Here is a 17,131-nt window from a genome sequence, read left to right as displayed (position 1 = left end):
ATTTTCCTCTAACTAAATTATAATTCATATCTCAAACTTTTCAAAATTTGCAAATAAAAAACGATAAAATATTTTAAAAAATACTTTATCGTTTGTCTTATTATTCTATTATCGAAATATCGTGATTTATTATTGAATAAAATTCATCCTGAATCCTTTGAATATCTCTATTGTGCTTTCCCATAACATACATCATTTTGCATACTACTGATTCCAATGTCATGTCTTTTGATTCTAAAACATCAAGCTTTTCTCTAATTCTCATTCCGACTTGATATACTCCAATATCTGATCCTTCTTGTGGAACTTGTGTAGTCATTACAATTATCTTATTAGTAGAGTATCGATCCATTAATCTTAGAAATTCTTCAGATATTCCTGCAGGCATTCCACCCACTCCATAACTTTCTACGATAATACAGTCATATTTTTCAAAAATATCTTCTAGTATATCTGACCTCATCGATGGAATCAATTTCAACAAATACACGCTGTCATCTAAATGATCGTAAAATTCTACTTCATTATCTGATTTGTCATCAATGTATCTTAAAACTTTTCCATCATGGATTATTGCAATTAGTGGATAATTTATAGAATCAAAAGCATCGAAACTTTTTGTTCTAACTTTTCTGGCTCTATTTCCGCAAATAACTTTCCCATTGAACACGATATTAACACCGTGTGATTTTTCTTTGCTTGCAAATATCAATGCATCTATTAAATTATTCTTCGCATCAGTAATATCATTTGAAATAGATTTTTGGGCACCTGTAATTACAATTGGCTTAGGACTTTTTTGAATTAAATATCCCAAAGCAGATGCTGTATATGCCAACGTATCAGTTCCATGTGTTATTACGAATCCATCATATTTATCGTAATTTTCTTTTATAGTTTGTTTGATATGTAACCAATGTTTCGGTCTAATGTCTGTTGAATCAATACTAAATAAACTAATAGTATCCAATTCGAAATCAAATTTTTTAAATTTTACATATTCTAAAATATCTTTAGCCTGAAGACCTGGAGCTAATCCTTTATCTGTAGCAACAGAAGCTATGGTTCCTCCCGTTGTAATCAATAGTAATTTTTTCATACATTCCCCCTAAAAATAGTATAACACTTTATTTTTAAAAAATGTTAACAAATAACTTTACATACAATTTACAATAATATTATATGAACTTTAAACATAACATGTATTCTATTAGTGAATTAAATATGAAAGGATGATTTATTTGAAAATCAAAAAATTTATGTTAGTTGCTATGATGCTTGTATTTGGAGTATTCATGGTAGCATGTGCAAAACAAGACGATGGAAAAACATCAGACAACTCAAGCAAAACAGAAACTACTTCTACAGATTCTAAATCAAACGAAAGTGCTGGAGGAGAAATCCATGTAGTATCTAGAGAAAATGGTTCAGGTACTAGGGGAGCTTTTACAGAAATCACTAAAATCTTAGAAAAAGGTGCTGACGGAAAAGAACAAGACAAAACAGCAGCATCTGCAATCGTACAAAACAGTACAAACGCAGTTATGATGACTGTTGGTCAAGACAAAGACGCTATTGGATATATTTCATTAGGATCTTTAAATGACAAAGTTAACGCTGTTAAAATCAACGGTGTTGAAGCAACTTCAGAAAATGTTCAAAAAGGAGACTACAAAATCTCAAGACCATTTAATATTGCTTACAAAGGAGAATTAAAACCACTTCCAAAAGATTTCTTAGATTATATTCTTTCAAAAGAAGGACAAGAAATTGTTAAAAAAGAAGGATATGAACAACTTCCTGAAGAAGCTAAACCTTACAACAAAAATTCTCAAAAAGGTAAAATTGTTCTTGCAGGTTCAACTTCGGTTTCTCCATTAATGGAAAAAATCGCAGAAAGTTACAAAGCAATGTATCCAGAAGTTGAAATCGAAATCCAATCAACAGGATCTTCAGCTGGTATGAACTCAGCTATCGAAGGAGTTTGTGATATTGGAATGGCTTCAAGAGAATTAAAAGACAAAGAAAAAGAACAATTAAAATCACAACCTATCGCTATTGATGGTATAGCAGTAATCGTAAACAAAGAAAATACTAACGCTACTGATTTAACGTTAGAACAAGTAAAAGATATTTTCACAGGTAAAGTTAAATCTTGGTCAGAAATTTCTAAATAATTCCTCTCAAAAGGCAGATCTCTTATGAGGTCTGTTTTTTATTTGAAAAAATTTTATTTTACATTTGTAAAATCTAATATTCCCCTATTTTAACAGATTTAATATTTATCAGTTTGAAAACTTTACATTTAATTAACATTATTATCGCATTAATTTTACAAGCTCTTGATAATATTAAGGTGATAAAAATGTAGAAAGGATTTAATATGAAAAAGAAATATTTATCTGAATCAATAATGAAATATGTATTTTTAGTATCAGCATTGACTTCTATCTTTGCGATAGTTTTGATATGTTTTTTCATTTTTGGTGAATCAATGCCTTTTATAAAAAAAGTTGGCTTAACTAATTTTATATTTGGTAAGGATTGGGCTCCGGTCGATGTCCCTGCTCAATTTGGTATACTTCCAATGATTATCGGTAGTATTTATGTAACTATTGGCTCCATAATTATAGGAGTACCTATCGGAATTTTCACAGCAATTTATCTTGCAAAGTTCTGTCCAAAAAAATTATATAATTTTTTGAGACCTTGTATTGATTTAATGGCTGGTATTCCATCCATAGTTTACGGTTTCTTTGCTTTGGTAGTTATCGTTCCTATGATTAGAAAAGCTTTTGGAGGAACTGGTATGAACATAGTCACAGCTTCTATTCTGCTAGGCATTATGATTTTACCTACTATAATCACTTTATCTGAAAGTGCAATAAATACTGTTGTAGATTCTTATTATGAAGGAAGTGTTGCACTTGGAGCTAGTCACGAATTAGCTGTAATGGGAGTTGTAGTTCCTGCTGCAAAGTCTGGTATATTATCATCAATAATTCTCGGAATTGGACGTGCTATCGGAGAAACAATGGCAGTGTATTTAGTTGCAGGAAATCAACCTGTAATAGCAAAAAGTATTTTTTCAGGAACACGTACTATGACAACTAACATCGTATTGGACATGGCTTATGCGTCTGGTACTCATAGAGATGCTTTGATTGCAACTGCGATGGTATTATTCGTATTTATACTATTAATTAATCTTGCGTTTAATTTGATCAAGAGAGGTGTAAATAATGGAAAATAATTCTATTGATATATCAACAAATAGTTTAAAAAATTTAAGAAAAAATAAAACTAAAAGTAGAATCATTAAAGGTTTTATTTATTTGATGGCTTTTATTACTTTAGCTGTATTATTTTATTTAATTATTTACATGTTAGTTAATGGTATACCCCATTTGAGACCTAGTATGTTCTCAAACCACTATACTTCCAAAAACGTCTCAATGATGCCTTCAATTAAAACTACTATCATATTAGTTTTATTGACATTATTAATTGCAAGTCCTATCGGAATATTTACAGCAATTTATTTGTCGGAATATTCTAAGTCAAATTCTAAAGTAGTTACTCTTATCAGACTTGCAACAGAAACATTATCTGGTATTCCATCAATAGTTTATGGTTTATTTGGTATGTTATTATTCGTAATGAGATTAAAATTTAGATATTCTTTAATATCAGGTGTTCTTACAATGTTCATAATGGTGCTACCATTAATTATTAGAGCTAGTGAGCAAGCTTTATTGTCAATCGATGATGAATTGAGAGCCGGTAGTTATGCATTAGGAGCTGGAAAGTTGTATACTATAAGAAAGGTATTACTTCCTGTCGCAATGCCTGGAATCATGGCCGGAATTATTCTTTCAATAGGAAGAGTTGTAGGAGAAACCGCTGCATTGATGTTTACATTAGGAACAGATCCTCGTGTGCCTACTAGTTTATTTCAATCTGGAAGAAGTTTAGCATTACACATGTACGTATTATCTTCTGAAGGTTTTCATGTAGAAGAATCTTATGCAACTGGCGTTGTATTGGTAATTTTAGTTTTAATAATAAATATAATTTCCAATTTAATAGGAAAAAAATTAACGAAAGGAAGTAAATAATGTCTAAGATAAGTATAAAAGATGTTGATTTATATTATGATGATTTTCAAGCTCTAAAGAAAATCAACATGGAAATGAAATCTAATGAAATTACTGCTTTTATCGGACCTTCTGGTTGTGGTAAATCTACAATGCTTAAGTGTCTAAATAGAATGAATGATCTTATTGATGGATGTCGAATCGAAGGTTTAATAACTTTAGATGGTAAAGACATTTACGATAAAAATTACGACGTAAACTTATTAAGGAAAAGAGTCGGTATGGTTTTTCAAAAACCTAATCCATTCCCTATGTCCATCTATGATAATATCGCTTATGGTCCAAGATTACATGGAGAAAAAAATAAAGCTAAGTTAGATGAAATTGTAGAAAAATCTTTAAAAGGTGCAGCAATTTGGGATGAAGTAAAAGATAATTTAAAAAAGAATGCACTTTCAATTTCAGGAGGTCAACAACAAAGAATCTGTATTGCAAGAGCCTTGGCTGTTGAACCTGAAGTGTTATTAATGGATGAACCTACATCCGCTCTTGACCCTATCTCTACAAACAAAATTGAGGATTTGTGCCAAGATTTAAAATCAAAATACACAATAGTAATGGTAACTCACAACATGCAACAAGCTGCTCGTATTTCTGACAAGACAGCATTTTTCTTGACAGGTGAAGTTATAGAATTTAATAATACTGATATACTGTTCTCAAAACCTGAGGATAAGAGAACAGAAGATTATATTACTGGTAGATTCGGTTAAAAAGAGGTGATATTATGAGAAAATATTTTACACATCAATTAGAAGAATTAAAACATAATTTAATTTTTCTTGGGGCAAATGTCGAAAGACAGATCGAACAAAGCACTTATGCATTGGAAACTCAAGATTTGGAAATAGCACAAAAAGTTTATGATTCTCAAGAAACTATTTATGAAATGTCAAAAGAAGTAGAAGATACTTGTTTGAGACTTCTTACTACACAATCTCCTGTCGCAAAAGACTTGAGATTTATTTCATCAGCACTTAGAATTCTTTCTTGTATGAGTAAAATCGGAAACCATGCACAAGAAATTTCGGAACTTGTTATGTTGATTGGTAAATCACAGCTTCCAAAAGATTTGACGATGATAAGAGCCATGGGCAAAAGCGCTCAAAAAATGCTTGTAGAAAGTATCAACGCTTTTACTGATGATGATGTCGAAATGGCAAATTCTGTAATCAAAAAAGACGATGAAGTTGATGAACTTTTTGCACACTTCATGGAAGAATCAATAGAATTGATTAAATCTGGTTGTGAAAATCCTGAACAAATTATCGATTTAATTCAAGTTGCAAAATACATTGAAAGAATTGGTGATAATGCAGAAAGAATTGCAACTTGGGTAATATTCTCAGTTACTGGCGAAAGATACGAGGAAAATGCACAATGATTTGCTGTGTGGAAGATGACAAAAGCATAAGAGAATTAATTATCTACGCACTTAATAATGAAGGCTACGATGCAATGGGATTTGGAGACTATGGAGAATTCAAATCCACATTGTATTCTTCTAGTATAGATTTAATTATTCTAGATATTATGCTTCCGGGAAAAAGCGGGCTTGAAATTTTAAAAGAAATCAGAAATAATGAAAAAACAAAAAACATCCCAGTAATGATGCTTACTGCCAAGACTACAGAATACGATAAAATAGTGGGTCTTGATAGTGGCGCTGATGATTATATGATCAAACCTTTTAGTATTATGGAACTTTTAGCAAGAGTGAGAGCACTACTAAGAAGATCCTCACTAAGTAAAACAAAATCTAAAATTATCTATAAGAATATTGAATTAGATTATGATAAGAGAACTGTTAGTGTTGATGGAGAAAATGTAGAATTAACTTACAAGGAATTTGAATTATTGTATTATCTCCTATCAAATGTCGGAAAAGTTTTGACTAGAGAAAATATCATGACAAAAATTTGGGGATTCGATTTTGAAGGAGAATCACGTACAGTTGATGTTCATATAGCAACTTTAAGGCAAAAACTTAAAAACGCTTCCAGCATAATCAAAACGATAAGAAATCTGGGATATAAAGCTGGTGAATGATGAAAAGAAAAATTTACACTAGAATTTCTCTTGTAATTATAATAGCCCTGGCTGTTGGATTGAGTTTACAGAATTTTATATTTTACAATTACAACAAATCAAAAGAAGAGACAACCCTACTTCGACAAGTCCAATATTTAGATTCTATCAGCGATAATAGTCGTGATAATACCATTACCAATATTAAGAAATTTAAAATAATTAATCCTTCAAATAGATTTACACTTATAGATAAAAATGGAAATGTAGTTTATGATACTGACACAAATGTAGATTCTTTGGATAATCACAATAACAGAGAAGAAGTCAAAGATGCAAGAGAATCCAAAATCGGTTCAATAACTCGTAAGTCTGATAGTTTTGGTAAAAATATGTATTACGTAGCTATTCTACAAGAAAATTCTGATGTCCTTAGAGTTAGTTGTGAATCTGCTAGTTTTTTGAAAACTATTTTGGATTTATTGCCTTATACCCTATTGATATTAGCATTATCATTAATATTATTAATCGATATTAATAGAAGACAAATAAGACAAATCTTAGATCCTATAGAAACTATTGCCAATGAATTAGATGATAACATCGTTAATGACAAAGAATCAAAATTATTAGAACAACCAGTTTACGATGAACTTATACCATTTATCAATATTATTAGGCGAAAAAACGAAACTATAAAAAAATATGTGGATGAATTACAAGAAAGATCTACTACAATAAAAACTATTACGGATAATATGAGAGAAGGCCTCATCTTGCTTGATAAAAATATTAATGTTTTGTCAGTAAATAAATCTGCTGAGTTTTTGTTTGGAGCATCTGATTCGAGATACGAAGGTAGACCATTTATTTCGTTGAATAGAGACTTGAAAATCCATTCTGCTATTAAAGATGTAATATCTACAAAAACAGCACACCATATTAATATAGAAATGCAGGGAATTCTATTGTCTATGTATATTGCGCCAGTATTAGATGAAGAAAATATCAATGGAGTTCTACTATTTTTGGTAGATGAAAGTGATAAAATCAAAGCCGAAAAAAGAAGAAGAGAATTTTCGGCAAATGTTAGTCATGAATTAAAATCTCCACTTACCTCAATAAATGGATATGCCGAAATGATTGAAAACAACATGGTAAGTCCTGAAAATGTAAGCAAATTTGCATCAATTATTCACCAAGAAGGGTTGAGATTATTGGAATTAATTGATAATATAATTAAACTTTCCAAATTAGACGAATCTGGTGATAATGTTGAGAAAACTCTTTTCAATCCTGAAAAGATAATCGATGAAATAATTAAGTCCAATCAAAACAAGTTGGATAGTAAACAAATCGAAATCATTACAGATTTACAAGAAAATTGTTTAATATACGGTAATGAAAATCTAATCAAAGAAATGATTGAAAACTTGGTTACAAACGCAATCAAATACAATAAGATTTCCGGTAAAATCAAGATTTCGATATTCAAAGATAATGATAAAACTAAAATAATCTGTGAAGATACAGGTATTGGCATTGCCGAAAAATATCAAAAAAGAGTATTTGAAAGATTCTTCGTCGTTGATAAATCACGCTCTTCACAAGAATCTACAGGCCTTGGACTTTCAATAATTAAACATATCGTGGATATTCATGATGGAACTATAGAGCTTGAATCTAAATTAGATGTTGGAACAAAAATCACGATAACGATTTAAATACGGCAACTGCTTGTCGTATTTTTTTCGTTAAAATGGTATAATGTTTATAATATCGTATTAAAATTTAGAAAGGAATAAAATATGCAAAAAATTGCTATTCTAACTGACACTACATCCGATGTTGATCCATCAATTATCAAAGAATACAACATTGTTGAAGTCCCTCTTCAAATCATTTACAATTCGGAAGTTACGTATAAAGATAAATATGAAAAAAATATTGACGACGTTATAAACGACATTAATAGTAACACTATTAGCAGTTCGCTTCCCTTAACAAGTGATTTGATTGAAAAAATAGAATACATCATATCAGAAGGATACACACATATAATAGCTACATGCATGAGCTGCGGAATTAGCGGTACCTATAATCTATTTCGACAAATATTAAACTTATACTCTGATAAAATTACATATCATTTGATAGACTGTAGATCATGTTCAATGGGAATGGGTTTTCTAATTGAAAAAGCTGTAAAAATGAAGGAAAATGGCATAAGTTACGAAGAAATAGTAAAAGAATTAGAAAAACTAAAAACAAAAGAAGATTTCTTTTTTACTGTAGACAAATTGGATTATCTTTACACCAGTGGTCGTATTAAACGCTCAAGTAAAGTCGTTGGAAATCTATTAAACATAAAACCAATTATAACTTGCATCAAGAAAACTGGAAATTTGGAAGTTATAGATGCAGTAAGAGGCAGAAAAAAAGTCAACCAACAAATTCTTAATTATATAATTGACTTCGCAGCTAACGATCAAATAGACAATATCTATATAATGCATTCAAACCTACAAGAAAATGCAGATGAATTAGAAAAAGTAATACAAGATTATTATCCTAATGTTAAAATTTATAAAAGATCTATATCAAGTCTTTTTGTAATACATACAGGTCCTTATATCTATGGAGCTGTTGTAACATTAAAATAAGGGAAGGTGCACTGCCTTCCCTTTTTATTTAGTTTATTTTAATCCGCTCTTATTTTCTTCTTCTTTTTTATTCTTCAAATTGAATTCTTTTCTTGTCATAACATCAACTACTTTGCAATTAACTTCAACAACATCTAATCCAGTCATTTTATTTACGCTTTGTTTTACAACTTCTTGTAATTGATGGAATACTTTAACTGCTGATACTCCATATTCTAAGATTACTGAAACATCAATTGCAGCTTCCTTTTCTCCAACTTCTGCTTCTATACCTTTTGTAGCATCATATCCACCGAAAGTTTCTTGAATCCCTGAGAAAAATCCACCTTCCATATCTAAAACGCCAGGTACTTCTCTAACAGCTATTGCAGCTATTTTTTGAACTACTGAGTTATCAAAAGTTAATTTTGATTCGTGTTTTTGTTCTTGTTCCTTTTCAGCTTTCTTTTCATTTACCTTGTTTACTTCATTGTATTTATTTTCTTCCATGTTTCTAATCTCCTTTTTTTATTATATTATTTCCTAAATAAATTCATCAAAAATCTGATAAATTTAGGATTACCTTCTTTATACAATCCATAGCCATAACCTATACTAAAAAGCAATAGTATTAATATTGTTGCCCAAAAACCAAGCTTCAAAAATAAAAGTGCAATTATTACACCTAAAATTCCATATTTAGTTGGTTTTCTTAATCCTGATAAATTTTTTATTAATCTTTCATCAAACTTATCTTTTGAATATTCTCTTACAAAAACTATTTTCTTTTCTTCATCAGGGGATTCAAAATTATCCAACATATTATTATTGTTCATATTCTCCCCCTATACTACTCTTTTATTTGTAGATTTTGTCAAATCCAAGAACTTAACTGTTATATCTTTTACTTTATAACCTGATAGGTTTTCTAAATTTAACTTAATGTCCTCTTTTATATTTTCGCCAAGACCAGCGATATTTGACATATCCCTTACTCCAACTTCAACATCACAATTCATATATGGTTCACTAGAATTGTTTACTCTTACATTAACATTAGAAGTTCTAATGTCTTCATATTTATCCACAGTACGTTTAACAGTATTTTCTAGGGCATCTGTAGATATCATAACTTCTCCATCTTTGTCTTTTGAAATCAAGAAATCACTTAAATCATCAGAGAGAATTGCTTTAAACATTATGAAAATTGCCCCAATTAAGACTAATGCTCCTATAATAGCAAATATATAAAAGCATACCTCATTCATCATGAACTCTCTGAGATTATAACTAACTTGTCCAAAATTGAATACTGTGAAAAACATTACTAAAGAAAACAAAATTAGTAATATTGAAAACAATATATGGACAAATTTTTTAAATCCACTCATAAAACCTCCTTGTACATTATTGATATTATAATATTCAAATTTATATATATAAATTGTTAGTATAGTGCATTTTTTCAACCCTTAATATTTATATACCCTATTTATAAATTTTTAAACATTATTTATATTAAAAAATTAGACAAACACTTGAATGGTTGATATATGATATGTAAAATTATTGATAAAAGCATGTTAGTTTCGTATAAATTTACAATATATATTACTCACTTAAATAATAGAGCTTAAAAATTTTCGTTAAATTAAAACAAGCTCTTGATTAAAATCAAGAGCTTGTTTGCTTTTAAAATATTAAATTTGTTATATTAGTCAATCCAACCGTAAGCTTTCATTAATACTTCAACTGGTTTTCTTCCTTCATGACCATTAATTAAAGGTTGAGTATCTGTATTTATTGCGTGAATAAAATCTTTGTATAATGGAGTGTGTCCGTTTCCGTACACATTGTCGATTGATTTATCATCTTTTAATTCTCCAGTCTCAGATTCGTCTTCAAATACCCAAGTTTTGATTTCATTGACAGCTAATCCACCGATAACAGCAGTTCCTGTTGAACCAAACACAGAAATAGTTTCTTCAAGATTTTTAGGATAAACATCGGCACTACCTTCTAATAATCCAATTCTACCGCTCTTAAATCTCATCAAAATTACGCCGTAATCTTCCATTTCTATATCCCTTAGGAAAGTTTCAGTCTCAGCTTTTACGCTTACTAATTCATCGCCCATCATCCACAACAATAAGTCTAGTGCGTGTATGCATTGATTCATCAATGTACCACCGTCTAGCGCCTTTGTTCCTCTCCATGGTGCTAAGTTATAGTAGTTTTGATTTCTGTTCCATAAAACTCTTGCTGTGATGTTTGTCATCTTTCCAAATTTATTAGCATCAATTGTCTTTTTCAATTTTTGAATTGGAGGATTAAATCTGTTTTGGTGACACACACCAACTTTTAATCCTTTTTCATCTGCTAATTTATTAATTTGATCAATTTGTTCCAAGCTCATAGCCATTGGTTTTTCAATCAATACATGTTTTGATTGTTCTAAGCAGTGAAGAGCTATTTTACCATGATATCCACTTTCTGTTGAAATAGAACACATATCGATGTCGACTTCCTCTAACATTTTTTTGTAATCTGTGTATACTTTTACATCTCTGTCAGGAAATCTTTCCAAATATTCATCTCTTTTTTCTATGGCTCTTTCTTCAATAATATCGCATACTGCAACTAATTCTATTTCTGAATCGTTGTTTGCAATTCCTTCTACGTGTTTATAAGAAATTCTACCGCAACCAATGATTGCACATTTAATTTTTTGCATATTACCTCTTATAATAATTCTATTTTATCTCTATTGTCTTTTACTTCTCTTGTAGCGTATTTTGTATCAAATACAAATGGTGCATTGTCTACAACCATTTGGTAATCAACATTTGTGTGATCTGCAGTTATTACAACTAAATCATAACCCTTAACTACTTCTGGATTAATTTCTTTTAATGAGTATGTCTTAGATCCATCTGGGTTGAAATAAGAAGGATTGAATCCATCATAATAATCTACGATTGCTCCTTCTTCTCTGAATTTATCCATTACGACAAATGCAGGAGAATCTCTCAAATCGTCGATATCTTTTTTATAAGCAATACCTAAAATTAAAACTTTTGAACCATTCAATGGTTTTTTGAATTTTCTAGACAAAATCTTCATTGATCTATCTACTACCCATTCAGGCATGCTATCATTTACAGTACCACTTGCTTCTATGATTGGCATGTGTACATCATATTCTCTTGCTTTCCAAGTCAAATAGAATGGATCTAATGGTATACAGTGTCCACCTACACCAGGACCTGGATAGAATGCTTGATATCCGTATGGTTTTGTCTTAGCAGCGTCAACTACTTCCCACATATTGATATCCATTTTATTAGCTAATTTGGCAAATTCATTTACCAATCCTATGTTTACATTTCTGTATGTGTTTTCAAGAATTTTTTCCATTTCAGCAACTCTTGGTGAAGATACAGTCATAACTTCTCCTTCAAGTACATTTCTGTACAATGCTGCTGCAACTTCTGTAGATTCTGAACCAATTCCTCCAACAACTTTAGGAGTGTTTTTAGTTTTATATTGTTTGTTACCTGGATCTACTCTTTCAGGAGAAAATGCTAAGTAAAAATCTTCTTCACATTTTAATCCTGAACCATTTTCCAAAATAGGTCTCATTAATTCTTCAGTAGTTCCTGGATAAGTAGTGGATTCTAATACAACAATAGATCCTTTTTTCAAATGCTTAGAAACATCTGTAGTTGATTTTTCTACGTAAGAAATGTCTGGTTGTTGGTAAATATCCAATGGTGTTGGTACGGCAATAGCTATGAAATCACAGCTTGCAACTGATTTGAAATCACTAGTAGCTCTTAATTTTCCAGATTCAACAATAGCTTTTAATTCTGAATCTACAACATCGCCAATGTAATTAACTCCATCATTAACCATTTGAACTTTTTCTGGTTGTACATCGAATCCAATAACAGTGTAGCCTGCTTTTGCTTTTTCTACTGCTAATGGCAATCCTACATAACCTAATCCTACAACCCCTACAACTAGAGATTTATCTTCGATTTTTCCCAATAATTCTTCTTTTAAATTATTCATTTGATACCTCACTCAATTTATAATCATTTAATAAATATTTCTTGTCACATTTTTCACATATATAATCTGTGAGGGAAACTCTTTTTAGATTTTCTCCACATGAACATGCAAATCCATGATGCCTTGCTGGATTGCCTACTACAACCTCATAATCTCCGACATCTTTTGTAACAACTGCTCCTGCTCCAATTATAGCATATTTGCCAATTGTGTTTCCACATACAATTGTAGCGTTAGCGCCAATAGAAGCGCCTTCTTTTATAGTTGTTTTTCGATACTCATCCTTTTTCTCAATAAAAGCTCTTGGGTTAATTACATTTGTAAATACACATGAAGGTCCCAAAAATACTCCATCTTCACATACAACTCCAGTGTAAACACTGACATTGTTTTGAACTTTACAATTATTTCCAAGTGTAACATCAGGAGAAATCACAACATTTTGACCAATATTACAGTTTTCTCCAATAGTACATCCTGACATGACATGACTAAAATGCCAAATTTTAGTACCTTTACCAATCTTTGTCTCTTCATCTATATAGCAAGACTCATGAGCAAAAAAATCCATTATACTATCTCCTTTATAGAATTAATAATATATTCTCTTTCCTCATCGTTCATTTCAGGGAACAATGGAATTGCAAAAGTTCTTTCTGAAAGATATTCCGCATTAGGGAAATCTCCCTTTTTATATCCTAAATCATTAAAAGCTTTTTGTAAATGCATTGGAACCTTGTAATAAGTTCCCGTAGCGATTCCCTTTTCTTTTAATTTTGATTCTATTTCTTCTCTGTTTTCAGATTGTAAAATGAATAAATGGAAAACATGCTTTCCGCCTTCAGTCTCAGTTGGCATCACCAAAGAAGTATTTTTCAAAGCATCAATGTATTTGTGTGAAATACTTCTTCTATTTTCAGTGTATTCATCTAAATGTTTTAATTTAATTCTCAAAATAGCTGCTTGAATTTCGTCTAATCTAGAATTGTGACCAATTAAGTAATTGTAGTATTTCAATGGATTGTAAACAGTATTATCACCTGAATTTTGTTCTACAACTTCAACTTCTTCGTCATTTAATATAGCGTAAGCCTTCATTCCATTTTCGCCACTGCCATGAACCTTCAAAGCTCTTATAATAGTTGCCAAATCATCATCATTAGTTGTGATCATTCCACCATCACCAAAACATCCCAAATTCTTTGTTGGGAAGAATGAGAAGCATGCTACATCTGCTAAATTACCAACATTTTTTCCCTTATATTGTGAATTGATTGCTTGTGCCGCATCTTCAACTACGTACAAATTATGTCTTTTTGCAATTTCATTTATTTGATCCATTTTGCATGCATTTCCAAATAAATGAACACAGATTATTGCTTTTGTTTTATCTGTTATTTTTTCTTCTATTTGAGAAGGATCTATATTGTAAGTGTCTAATTCAACATCACAAAAAACAGGTGTAGCTCCTACAAATCTTATTGCTTCAGCTGTTGCAAAGAAAGTGTAGTCAGTAGTTATAACTTCGTCTCCTTCTTTTATTCCTAAAGATTTCAAAGCTATAATCAATGCGTCAGTTCCATTTCCAACGGTAATCGCATGTTTTACGCCAATCTTTTCTGCAATTTCTTTTTCAAATTGTTTAACATTTTCACCCATTATATATTGTGCATTTTTGAAACACTCTAAAACACTTGCATTTACTTCTTCTTCAATGTTTTTATATTGTCTTTTCAAATTCAACAATGGTATATTCATTAAAATCCCCCATTTAATCTTCTCTTATTTCATACAAGTTAATAATTTATAAAATCTTCAATGTTTGAAGAATTATTTTTATATCATTAATTAAATTAATATTTTCAATGTATTGTTTGTTTAATTCGATTTTATTAGGCATAATTTCTTCAACATAAGTCTTTTCAGGATTGTCAGATTTGTCCAAAATTTCAGATTCATCTCTGTATTTTATACTAGCTAAATCTGTTATTCCTGGTCTGATTTTCAAAATATCTCTGTCCGAATCAGAATATAAGTCAACGTATTTTCTCACTTCAGGTCTCGGCCCAACAAAGCTCATATCACCGATTAATACATTGAATAATTGTGGAAACTCATCTAATTTAGTTTTTCTCAAAAACTTTCCTACTTTAGTTATTCTAGGATCGTCTCCAACCGTTATTGCCATTCCCAATTTTGGTGCATCCACAACCATCGTTCTAAATTTCAAAATCGTAAAGTCCTTATTATTTTTCTTAACCCTTTTTTGTTTGAAAAAAACAGGCCCTCTAGAATCTAGTTTGATAGCTATGGAAATGATAATCATTGGGATTGCCATGACCAATATTCCAAATAAAGATGCCAAAATATCAAATAATCTTTTGATGAAAAGATTAAATTTGCTATTTTTAAGGATTTCATCTACTCGATTGTCCATATTATTTACCACTAACTATATCCTTGTAAGTTTCGATAACATATGCTACTTCATCATCAGATAACAATGTGTGAAGTGGTAATGTTATTTCATTTTTGTATTGTTCAAAAGTATTAGGATAATCTTTTATATCAAATCCCAAATTCTTGTATCCTGTCATCATTGCAATTGGTTTGTAGTGAACATTCGTAGCAATACCTTTTTCTGCCATCTTGACAATTATATCGTTACGAGTTTGTTCATCAATACCTTCAACTCTTGTTAAATACAAATGACCGTTACTTGTATAATCTTTTCCAAAATGATTCAAATAACTAATTGAAGTATTATCAAAACCATCATTATACATTTTGATTATTTCTTTTCTTCTAGCTAATAAATCATCATATCTTTCTAATTGTGCAAGCCCAATTGCTGCTAATATATCCGGCATATTGTATTTGTAATAAAGACCTTTAATGTCGTATTCCCATGCACCTAATTTTGTTTTGGCTAATGCATCTTTGTTTTGTCCATGTAGTGAGTATAATTGTAAATCATTGTAAATCTTATCTACATCGCCAATATTTATCGATAGCATTCCACCTTCAGCTGTAGTAAAGTTTTTAACAGCATGGAATGAAAAAGATGCAATATCTTGGAATGATCCAATTTTTTTGCCTTTATAAGTTGAACCTAACGCATGAGCGCTATCTGAAATCAAAGCTACTCTTCCCAATGATTCTTGAATTTCGTTTGAAGGTCTGAATATAGATTTCTTAGCTTCAATAATTTCGTAAATTTTATCGTAATCAACTGGAACTCCTGCGATATCAACTGGAATAATAGCCTTAGTATTTTCATTTATGGAATCATATAATTTATCATAATCCATAAAGTAGGAATCTTTTTGAACGTCTACCAATTTAATCGTAGCATCCAAATGATCAATAACTGAACAACTTGCAGTATAAGTGTAAGCCGAAGTAATACATTCATCCTTCTTGCCATTTACACCCAAAATTCGAAGCGCACATTCCAATGCAGCCGTTGCTGAATTAAAGCAGCAAGTTTTTTTTGATTGTGTATATTCTTGTAATTTTTTTTCTAATAGTTTAGTTTTTGGTCCAGTTGTAATCCAACCAGATTTTAATGCGTCTACCACTTCTTCAATTTCTTTATCAGAAATATCAGGTGGTGAAAATAAAATGTTCATAAACAACTCTCCTTATTTCACTAACTATATATTATACCACTAATTTGCTAATTTTTAGATATAAATGACGAAAAAGTTGACAAATTGTAGTATTCTTTTTATTTCTAATTTAAAACACTTTTAAAATATTTCATAATAAAATGATATAATAATTATAGGTGATAATATGAAAAACGAAGTCTTATTAAAAAATGGTTTAAAAATCACAAAAGCAAGAAAACTTATAATATCGATTTTAGAAAAAGAAGAAGATCCGATTTCTGCAGAAGATTTGTATGAAATTTTTAAGAAAAAAGAAAATTCTAATTTATCTACAATCTACAGAAATTTAAAAATTTTAAAAAGCAAAGAAATAGTTGAAGTCGTTTGTGAAATTGATGGTATTTCTTATTACAGATTAAAGGGCAAGAAACATAAACACAGCATAATTTGCGAATCTTGCGGCAAAATCATTCCAATAGATCACTGTCCAGTAGAAAAAATTGAGACAGATTTGGAAGATAAAACAGGATTCAAAATAGATTCTCACAACCTTGAATTCAGAGGAATTTGTCCAGATTGTCAAAAGAAAAATGAAACCAAGTAAAAAAGCATGACT

At 30.3% G+C, this 17,131-nt stretch carries 19 protein-coding genes; 9 read left to right on the top strand and 10 right to left on the bottom strand.

The features are described from left to right. Positions 1–100 precede the first annotated feature (100 nt). Positions 101–1,099, bottom strand: a complete 999-nt coding sequence (locus tag ACU68Y_RS00600) for an asparaginase (protein WP_446755201.1) — start codon at positions 1,097–1,099, stop codon at positions 101–103. Positions 1,100–1,241: 142 nt separating this feature from the next. Between ACU68Y_RS00600 and ACU68Y_RS00595 the strand changes: the two genes are divergently transcribed. From ACU68Y_RS00595 to ACU68Y_RS00560, 8 genes are all read left to right on the top strand, one after another. Further along, on the top strand, positions 1,242–2,177 hold the full coding sequence (locus ACU68Y_RS00595; RefSeq protein WP_446755200.1) for a substrate-binding domain-containing protein: 936 nt from the start codon (positions 1,242–1,244) through the stop codon (positions 2,175–2,177). Between the two features lie 206 nt (positions 2,178–2,383). Beyond that, positions 2,384–3,253, top strand: a complete 870-nt coding sequence (pstC, locus tag ACU68Y_RS00590; RefSeq protein ID WP_060790646.1) for a phosphate ABC transporter permease subunit PstC — start codon at positions 2,384–2,386, stop codon at positions 3,251–3,253. Continuing rightward, positions 3,243–4,118 carry a phosphate ABC transporter permease PstA gene (gene pstA / locus ACU68Y_RS00585; protein WP_316057701.1) on the top strand — a complete coding sequence of 292 codons (876 nt, stop codon included), beginning with the start codon at positions 3,243–3,245 and terminating at the stop codon, positions 4,116–4,118. The genes pstC and pstA overlap by 11 nt, the downstream gene beginning before the upstream one ends. After that, complete coding sequence (gene pstB / locus ACU68Y_RS00580) at positions 4,118–4,870, top strand: phosphate ABC transporter ATP-binding protein PstB (protein WP_012290501.1); 753 nt, start codon at positions 4,118–4,120, stop codon at positions 4,868–4,870. The genes pstA and pstB overlap by 1 nt, the downstream gene beginning before the upstream one ends. Positions 4,871–4,884: 14 nt before the next feature. Further along, on the top strand, positions 4,885–5,541 hold the full coding sequence (phoU, locus tag ACU68Y_RS00575; RefSeq protein WP_002839406.1) for a phosphate signaling complex protein PhoU: 657 nt from the start codon (positions 4,885–4,887) through the stop codon (positions 5,539–5,541). Further along, on the top strand, positions 5,538–6,206 hold the full coding sequence (locus ACU68Y_RS00570; protein WP_002838158.1) for a response regulator transcription factor: 669 nt from the start codon (positions 5,538–5,540) through the stop codon (positions 6,204–6,206). The genes phoU and ACU68Y_RS00570 overlap by 4 nt, the downstream gene beginning before the upstream one ends. Next, entirely contained in the window at positions 6,206–7,909 is a 1,704-nt protein-coding gene (locus ACU68Y_RS00565; RefSeq protein WP_002839312.1) for a sensor histidine kinase, read from the top strand. Before ACU68Y_RS00570 ends, ACU68Y_RS00565 begins: the two co-directional genes overlap by 1 nt. An 84-nt stretch (positions 7,910–7,993) precedes the next feature. Then, positions 7,994–8,848: a DegV family protein gene (locus tag ACU68Y_RS00560; protein ID WP_002839270.1), complete on the top strand. Its 855-nt coding sequence runs from the start codon at positions 7,994–7,996 to the stop codon at positions 8,846–8,848. 33 nt (positions 8,849–8,881) lie between these two features. Here ACU68Y_RS00560 and ACU68Y_RS00555 read toward each other — a convergent pair whose 3' ends face one another. The 9 genes from ACU68Y_RS00555 to ACU68Y_RS00515 all read right to left on the bottom strand — a co-directional run bounded on the left by ACU68Y_RS00555 (position 8,882) and on the right by ACU68Y_RS00515 (position 16,533). After that, positions 8,882–9,337: an Asp23/Gls24 family envelope stress response protein gene (locus tag ACU68Y_RS00555; RefSeq protein ID WP_002839393.1), complete on the bottom strand. Its 456-nt coding sequence runs from the start codon at positions 9,335–9,337 to the stop codon at positions 8,882–8,884. A gap of 26 nt (positions 9,338–9,363) precedes the next feature. Next, positions 9,364–9,663 carry a DUF2273 domain-containing protein gene (locus ACU68Y_RS00550; protein ID WP_002838166.1) on the bottom strand — a complete coding sequence of 100 codons (300 nt, stop codon included), beginning with the start codon at positions 9,661–9,663 and terminating at the stop codon, positions 9,364–9,366. A 9-nt stretch (positions 9,664–9,672) separates the two neighbouring features. Then, positions 9,673–10,218 carry an alkaline shock response membrane anchor protein AmaP gene (gene amaP, locus ACU68Y_RS00545; protein ID WP_316451305.1) on the bottom strand — a complete coding sequence of 182 codons (546 nt, stop codon included), beginning with the start codon at positions 10,216–10,218 and terminating at the stop codon, positions 9,673–9,675. Positions 10,219–10,541: 323 nt separating this feature from the next. Further along, positions 10,542–11,561: a Gfo/Idh/MocA family protein gene (locus ACU68Y_RS00540; RefSeq protein WP_002839309.1), complete on the bottom strand. Its 1,020-nt coding sequence runs from the start codon at positions 11,559–11,561 to the stop codon at positions 10,542–10,544. Between the two features lie 8 nt (positions 11,562–11,569). Then, complete coding sequence (locus ACU68Y_RS00535) at positions 11,570–12,901, bottom strand: nucleotide sugar dehydrogenase (RefSeq protein ID WP_002838407.1); 1,332 nt, start codon at positions 12,899–12,901, stop codon at positions 11,570–11,572. Beyond that, a complete protein-coding gene (locus ACU68Y_RS00530) occupies positions 12,894–13,472 on the bottom strand; it encodes an acyltransferase (protein ID WP_002838142.1) in 579 nt (192 codons plus the stop codon). The genes ACU68Y_RS00535 and ACU68Y_RS00530 overlap by 8 nt, the downstream gene beginning before the upstream one ends. Next, entirely contained in the window at positions 13,472–14,659 is a 1,188-nt protein-coding gene (locus tag ACU68Y_RS00525; RefSeq protein WP_446755199.1) for a DegT/DnrJ/EryC1/StrS family aminotransferase, read from the bottom strand. Before ACU68Y_RS00525 ends, ACU68Y_RS00530 begins: the two co-directional genes overlap by 1 nt. Before the next feature lie 46 nt (positions 14,660–14,705). Beyond that, positions 14,706–15,338, bottom strand: coding sequence for a sugar transferase (locus ACU68Y_RS00520; protein ID WP_446755198.1), 633 nt, complete (start codon positions 15,336–15,338; stop codon positions 14,706–14,708). A gap of 1 nt (position 15,339) precedes the next feature. Then, positions 15,340–16,533 carry a DegT/DnrJ/EryC1/StrS family aminotransferase gene (locus ACU68Y_RS00515; RefSeq protein ID WP_002838084.1) on the bottom strand — a complete coding sequence of 398 codons (1,194 nt, stop codon included), beginning with the start codon at positions 16,531–16,533 and terminating at the stop codon, positions 15,340–15,342. Positions 16,534–16,699: 166 nt separating this feature from the next. Between ACU68Y_RS00515 and ACU68Y_RS00510 the strand changes: the two genes are divergently transcribed. Further along, positions 16,700–17,119 (top strand): Fur family transcriptional regulator, encoded by a 420-nt coding sequence (locus ACU68Y_RS00510; RefSeq protein WP_002838130.1) that lies wholly within the window; start codon positions 16,700–16,702, stop codon positions 17,117–17,119. Positions 17,120–17,131: the final 12 nt, after the last annotated feature.

The sequence above is a fragment of the Finegoldia sp. P1-F-LS genome, from assembly GCF_052932205.1.
Note: the sequence above shows the minus strand (reverse complement) of the source record. Positions and strands in the feature narration are given on the sequence as shown.

What these genes read in the sequence shown, in the direction of transcription:
- ACU68Y_RS00570 (WP_002838158.1), top strand. Translation starts at nt 5,538, where the DNA reads ATGATTTGCTGTGTGGAAGATGACAAAAGCATAAGAGAATTAATTATC.
- amaP (WP_316451305.1), bottom strand. Translation starts at nt 10,218, where the DNA reads ATGAGTGGATTTAAAAAATTTGTCCATATATTGTTTTCAATATTACTA.
- ACU68Y_RS00550 (WP_002838166.1), bottom strand. Translation starts at nt 9,663, where the DNA reads ATGAACAATAATAATATGTTGGATAATTTTGAATCCCCTGATGAAGAA.
- ACU68Y_RS00535 (WP_002838407.1), bottom strand. Translation starts at nt 12,901, where the DNA reads ATGAATAATTTAAAAGAAGAATTATTGGGAAAAATCGAAGATAAATCT.
- pstB (WP_012290501.1), top strand. Translation starts at nt 4,118, where the DNA reads ATGTCTAAGATAAGTATAAAAGATGTTGATTTATATTATGATGATTTT.
- ACU68Y_RS00530 (WP_002838142.1), bottom strand. Translation starts at nt 13,472, where the DNA reads ATGGATTTTTTTGCTCATGAGTCTTGCTATATAGATGAAGAGACAAAG.
- ACU68Y_RS00510 (WP_002838130.1), top strand. Translation starts at nt 16,700, where the DNA reads ATGAAAAACGAAGTCTTATTAAAAAATGGTTTAAAAATCACAAAAGCA.
- ACU68Y_RS00560 (WP_002839270.1), top strand. Translation starts at nt 7,994, where the DNA reads ATGCAAAAAATTGCTATTCTAACTGACACTACATCCGATGTTGATCCA.
- ACU68Y_RS00540 (WP_002839309.1), bottom strand. Translation starts at nt 11,561, where the DNA reads ATGCAAAAAATTAAATGTGCAATCATTGGTTGCGGTAGAATTTCTTAT.
- phoU (WP_002839406.1), top strand. Translation starts at nt 4,885, where the DNA reads ATGAGAAAATATTTTACACATCAATTAGAAGAATTAAAACATAATTTA.
- ACU68Y_RS00600 (WP_446755201.1), bottom strand. Translation starts at nt 1,099, where the DNA reads ATGAAAAAATTACTATTGATTACAACGGGAGGAACCATAGCTTCTGTT.
- ACU68Y_RS00520 (WP_446755198.1), bottom strand. Translation starts at nt 15,338, where the DNA reads ATGGACAATCGAGTAGATGAAATCCTTAAAAATAGCAAATTTAATCTT.
- pstC (WP_060790646.1), top strand. Translation starts at nt 2,384, where the DNA reads ATGAAAAAGAAATATTTATCTGAATCAATAATGAAATATGTATTTTTA.
- ACU68Y_RS00555 (WP_002839393.1), bottom strand. Translation starts at nt 9,337, where the DNA reads ATGGAAGAAAATAAATACAATGAAGTAAACAAGGTAAATGAAAAGAAA.
- ACU68Y_RS00525 (WP_446755199.1), bottom strand. Translation starts at nt 14,659, where the DNA reads ATGAATATACCATTGTTGAATTTGAAAAGACAATATAAAAACATTGAA.
- pstA (WP_316057701.1), top strand. Translation starts at nt 3,243, where the DNA reads ATGGAAAATAATTCTATTGATATATCAACAAATAGTTTAAAAAATTTA.
- ACU68Y_RS00565 (WP_002839312.1), top strand. Translation starts at nt 6,206, where the DNA reads ATGAAAAGAAAAATTTACACTAGAATTTCTCTTGTAATTATAATAGCC.
- ACU68Y_RS00515 (WP_002838084.1), bottom strand. Translation starts at nt 16,533, where the DNA reads ATGAACATTTTATTTTCACCACCTGATATTTCTGATAAAGAAATTGAA.